The 251-nt window shown below is 36.3% G+C and carries 1 pseudogene; it reads right to left on the bottom strand.

The features are described from left to right. Positions 1-126, bottom strand: a pseudogene (locus IDG64_RS14580) (aminotransferase class I/II-fold pyridoxal phosphate-dependent enzyme); the annotation flags it as partial. Positions 127-251: the final 125 nt, after the last annotated feature.

Raw genomic sequence — 251 nt, 5'->3', positions numbered from 1 at the left:
ATGAAAAGCACCATATTTTTGATTTTCAGGAATAGTTAGTGCTTTTTGAAAATGATCAATAATACCTTGTGGCGTGGGCCCATCAGGGATCCCAACTGCCATATTAATTAATGGCAATGGTCCATGTAACCATCTAAATGAGAGTGATACAAGTTGTTAGGTTTATGATAGTCACCCAGGCTACGTTTAATGATAGAGGAGGAATTTGATGATCTCTAACAAATTAGCAAATATCCCTGATAGTTATTTCG

It is taken from the genome of Staphylococcus sp. EG-SA-15, from assembly GCF_017151895.1.
Lineage (GTDB): Bacteria > Bacillota > Bacilli > Staphylococcales > Staphylococcaceae > Staphylococcus > Staphylococcus aureus.
Note: the sequence above shows the minus strand (reverse complement) of the source record. Positions and strands in the feature narration are given on the sequence as shown.